4 protein-coding genes and 2 pseudogenes are annotated in these 4,315 nt (G+C 74.4%); 2 read left to right on the top strand and 4 right to left on the bottom strand.

Annotated features, from left to right (window positions below; genetic code table 11):
* A partial coding sequence (locus AC2CJA_RS24715; protein WP_484604895.1) for an aminotransferase class I/II-fold pyridoxal phosphate-dependent enzyme occupies positions 1 to 331 on the top strand: 331 nt, incomplete at its 5' end.
* Between the two features lie 51 nt (positions 332 to 382).
* Here the strand turns inward: AC2CJA_RS24715 and AC2CJA_RS24710 are convergent.
* The 4 genes and pseudogenes from AC2CJA_RS24710 to argG all read right to left on the bottom strand — a co-directional run.
* Positions 383 to 654 (bottom strand): annotated as a pseudogene (locus tag AC2CJA_RS24710) (hypothetical protein); the annotation flags it as partial.
* Between the two features lie 17 nt (positions 655 to 671).
* Positions 672 to 1,049 (bottom strand): annotated as a pseudogene (locus AC2CJA_RS24705) (ATP-dependent Clp protease proteolytic subunit); the annotation flags it as partial.
* A gap of 246 nt (positions 1,050 to 1,295) precedes the next feature.
* Entirely contained in the window at positions 1,296 to 2,027 is a 732-nt protein-coding gene (locus AC2CJA_RS24700; RefSeq protein ID WP_484604894.1) for a lysophospholipid acyltransferase family protein, read from the bottom strand.
* Between the two features lie 194 nt (positions 2,028 to 2,221).
* Positions 2,222 to 3,646, bottom strand: a complete 1,425-nt coding sequence (gene argG / locus AC2CJA_RS24695) for an argininosuccinate synthase (protein WP_484604893.1) — start codon at positions 3,644 to 3,646, stop codon at positions 2,222 to 2,224.
* Between the two features lie 205 nt (positions 3,647 to 3,851).
* Here argG and AC2CJA_RS24690 point away from each other — a divergent pair, with 205 nt between their 5' ends.
* On the top strand, positions 3,852 to 4,268 hold the full coding sequence (locus AC2CJA_RS24690; RefSeq protein ID WP_484604892.1) for an SSI family serine proteinase inhibitor: 417 nt from the start codon (positions 3,852 to 3,854) through the stop codon (positions 4,266 to 4,268).
* Positions 4,269 to 4,315 lie beyond the last annotated feature (47 nt).

The raw sequence follows: 4,315 nt of genomic DNA, 5'->3' as shown, positions 1-4,315 counted from the left end.
GGCCGAGCCCGGCCGGGCCGCCCGCGTCCGCGAGGCCGCCACCGGACTGTACGAGCGGCTGGCGGGCGCCGGTCTGGACGTCACCCGCCCGGACGCCGCCGTGGTGCCGGTACGCGCGCCCTCCCCGGAGGCGGCCGTGCGCTGGGCCGCCGACTGCCGCGGCGCCTCCCTGGCCGTCGGCTGCTTCCGCCCGCCGTCGGTGCCCGACGGGGTCTCCCGGCTGCGGCTGACCGCCCGCGCCGATCTGACGGAGGCCGAGCTGGACGCGGCCGCGGCCACCGTCGCGCGCACCGCGCCGCCCGTACGGCCGGGCGCCCGGCCCGGTGCCTGACAGGCCGTACGGCCGTTCCCTCAGCCTCCGGAATCCCGGGGGAGCCCGGCCAGACCCGCGCGGCCGTCCGTTCAGTACCCGCAGCGCCCGCGCCAGGGTGTGCGCGTGGAGCTCCGTCTCGCCGCGCCCGCGCATCACCGTCAGCGCGTCCCGCAGGGCCGCCGCCCGGCCGGCCGGCGCCTGGCGGCGCACAGGGCCCCGTGGGTGTCGCGCCCGCGTGCGGGGTTGACCCCGCCCAGCAGGTCGACCACCTCCGGACAGCGGTCCACCAGCTCGCACTCGGGCCGGGTCAGGGCGGGCAGGGGAGGAGGTTCCGGCGGCATCCGGCCCGCCTGCCCGCTCACCTCGGCGCACGCACGGCGCGGGTCCGCCCGCGGTCGGCCGTCAGCCGGTCCACGAGGCCGTAGGCCGCCGCGCCCTCGGCGTCGAGGAAGGCGTCCCGCTCGATGCCCCGCCGGACGCGCTCCAGCGGCTGCCCGGTGTGCTCGGCCGGCATCTCCTCCAGCCGTTCCCGGGTGCGCAGCATCTCGGCGGCCTGCATCTCCAGGTCCCGGGCCCGCCCCTGGACAGGTTCGGCGAGGGAGGGCTGGTGGATCATGACGCGTGCTCCGGGCAGGGCCGGTCGTTTGCCCGGAGCACCCGCGGCGAGCAGCACGGCCGCCGCGGAGGCCGCCCGCCCCAGGCAGACGGTCTCGATGTCGCAGGAGACGAACCGCATCTGACCTGGAGCGACTGGAGGGGCGGGAGATCGCCGAGCGGGACGGGGCGATCAGTACGGTCTCGGCCGTCCGCGGGGTGCCGTCCGCTCCGGGCGACCGGGGCCGCTTCGGTATCGCGGCACATCACACCGCCCCGCCCACCGGGGACCGGGACCCGGGACGCCGGGGCGCGTGAGAGGGGGCAGGGCGCGCGGCAGGCCGCCCACCGGAGGCCGCCACGCGGCGTGCCGGCAGGTCCCGGTGGGCTACGACGCGGCGTTCCCCGGAGCCGGGTCCGCGTCGTCACCGCTCCTGCGGGCCTTCGTCTGCGCGGCCTTGGCGTCGGGGGCGTACAGGTCCACGTACTCCTGGCCGGACAGGTTCATGATCGTGTACATGATCTCATCGGTGACCGCGCGCAGCACCGTGCGCTCGCCGTGCTGGTCCGCGAAGCGCGAGAAGTCCAGCGGTTCGCCGAAACGGATGGTCACCCGTCCTATCCTCGGCAGCGCCCTGCCCGGAGGCTGAAGCTCGAAGGTGCCCACCATGGCGCACGGGATCACCGGCACCCCCGCCCTGAGGGTCATGGAGGCGACACCGACCCGCCCCCGGTAGAGCCGCCCGTCGTGCGACCGGGTGCCCTCGGGGTAGATGCCGAGCAGCTCCCCCCGGCGCAGTACCCTCAGACCCTCCTCGACCGCCGCCTGCCCGGCGCCGCGGCCCGAGCGGTCGACCGGGATCTGCCCCACGCTGCGGAAGAACGCGGCGGTCAGCCTGCCCTTCAGCCCCGGCCCCGTGAAGTACTCCGCCTTGGCGAGGAAGGTGATGCGCCGGTGCAGGATCGCGGGCATCAGGAAGTGGTCGGAGAAGGACAGGTGATTTCCGGCGATGATCGCCGCGCCCTCGTCCGGGACGTTCTCCAGTCCTTCGATCCGGGGCCTGAACAGCAACCGCAGCACCGGGCCCAGCAGGACGTACTTGAGCACGTAGTAGAACACGGGGTGGCTCCCTACCGCACCGGACGGGCCTGCGGACTGCTTCGCCCCGGCCGGTGGGCGGCCGGGGCGCGGCCGGGAGTCGGTCGGGGAGGGATCAGTGTATGTGCGGGCGCCCGCGGTGTGCGACCACCTCCCGTGCCCGTCCCCGCCCGGCCGGGCCCCGCCTGCCCGGGGCCCGGGCGTCCGCCGGGGCCTCAGTCCGTGCCCGACTCGATCGCCGCGTGGTCGAGCGCGTCGGAGTCCACCGGTGTCTCCCCTCCCTCGTGGCTGCCCGCCGAGATGGCCTGGGCGCCACCCGGGGGCAGCTCGCCGATGAGCCCGCCCCACGCGGCGAGCTGGCCGTGTACGGCGTACTGCTCCAGCTTGCTCCGCGAGTCGGCGATGTCGAGGTTGCGCATGGTCAGCTGCCCGATGCGGTCGTCCGGGACGAACGCCGGGTCGTGGCTGCGCTCCATGGACAGCTTCTCGGGGTGGTAGCTCAGGTGCGGGCCCTGGGTGTCCAGGACGGAGTAGTCCTGGCCGCGGCGGAGCCGCACCGTGACGCTGCCGGTGACCGGGCGGCCGACCCAGCGCTGGAGGCTCTCGCGGAGCATGAGGGCCTGCGGGTCGAACCAGCGGCCCTCGTAGAGCAGCCGCCCGAGCCGGCGCCCCTCCACGTGGTACACGGCCACGGTGTCCTCGTTGTGGATGGCGTTGAGCAGCCGCTCGTAGGCCAGGTGCAGCAGCGCCATGCCGGGGGCCTCGTAGACGCCGCGGCTCTTGGCCTCGATGATGCGGTTCTCGATCTGGTCGGACATTCCCAGGCCGTGCCGCCCGCCGATGAGGTTGGCCTCCCGTACGAGTTCGACCGCGCTCGCGAAGGCGCGCCCGTTGATCCGCACGGGGCGCCCGTGCTCGAACTCCACGGTGACGTCCTCGGCCGGGATGTCGACCCCGGGATCCCAGAAGGGGACGCCCATGATCGGGGTCACGATCTCCATCGAGGTGTCGAGGTACTCCAGGCTCTTGGCCTCGTGCGTGGCGCCCCAGATGTTCGCGTCGGTGGAGTACGCCTTCTCGGCCGAGTCGCGGTAGGGCAGGTCGCGTTCCGAGAGCCAGGCGGACATCTCGTGCCGTCCGCCGAGTTCGGCCACGAACGCCCGGTCCAGCCAGGGCTTGTAGATCCGCAGACCGGGATTGGCGAGCAGGCCGTAGCGGTAGAACCGCTCGATGTCGTTGCCCTTGTAGGTGGAGCCGTCCCCCCAGATGAAGACGTCGTCCTCGCGCATCGCCCGCACCAGCAGGGTGCCCACCACCGCACGGCCGAGCGGGGTGGTGTTGAAGTAGGTCTGCGCGGCCGAGCGGATGTGGAAGGCGCCGCACGCCAGGGCGGCCAGCCCCTCCTCGACCAGGGCGTCGCGGCAGTCGACGAGCCGCGCCCGCTCGGCGCCGTACGCCAGACCCCGCTCCGGCACGTCGGCCAGGTCGGGCTCGTCGTACTGGCCGACGTCGGCCGTATAGGCATAGGGGACGGCGCCGCGCTCACGCATCCACGCCACCGCGACAGAGGTGTCCAAACCTCCTGAGAACGCGATGCCGATGCGCTCACCGACTGGAAGTTTATTCAGTACCTTCGACATGTATGCATCCTAGACCCGTGTGCTCCGGAGTCGTCGTCCGCACCGGGGAAGCGGCTCGGGCGCGGGAGCCGGACGGCGGGCCGGGGCCCGGCCGGGTGAGCGGTGCCCGCCGTCCGGGTGAAGGACCGGGCGAGGGTCCTTGCCCGGGGCGCTTTGCCACGGTGGTCTTGGCCGCGCAATCGCGCCCAGCTCCCTGGAGGCCCGCATGTTCCCGCGCCCCCGTACCACCACCGCCGCGGCCCTCGCCGCCGCTGCCGTCGCCGCGTTCCTCGTCCCGGCGCCCGCCGCCCTCGCGAAGGCGCCCGCGTCCGAGCCGGCCCACGGCGAGGTCTTCCTGACCGTCTCCGACGCCGAGGACACCTGGACGCGGGGCGTGATGCTCATCTGCCCGGACGACGGCAGCGGCCCCCACCCCCGCGCGGCCGAGGCGTGCGAGGCCATCGACCGGTCCGGGGGCGAGCTGCGACAGCTCTCCGGCCGGCAGCACGACTGCACCAACGAGCACAGGCCCGTGGTGGCCGAGGTCGCGGGCACCTGGGAGGGGAGCCGGATCCACTGGCGGTCGGAGTTCCCCAACGCCTGTGCCCTGCTCAGGCAGACCGGGGCGGTGTTCGACTTCTGAGCCCGCCGTGAACGTGTGTGTCCCGGCCCGGACGGCTTGTCCGGGCC

It is taken from the genome of Streptomyces sp. ATLC9 (assembly GCF_057196705.1).
Note: the sequence above shows the minus strand (reverse complement) of the source record. Positions and strands in the feature narration are given on the sequence as shown.

Coding starts and splice junctions, on each gene's coding strand:
- argG (WP_484604893.1), bottom strand. CDS start 3,646: ATGTCGAAGGTACTGAATAAACTTCCAGTCGGTGAGCGCATCGGCATC.
- AC2CJA_RS24690 (WP_484604892.1), top strand. CDS start 3,852: ATGTTCCCGCGCCCCCGTACCACCACCGCCGCGGCCCTCGCCGCCGCT.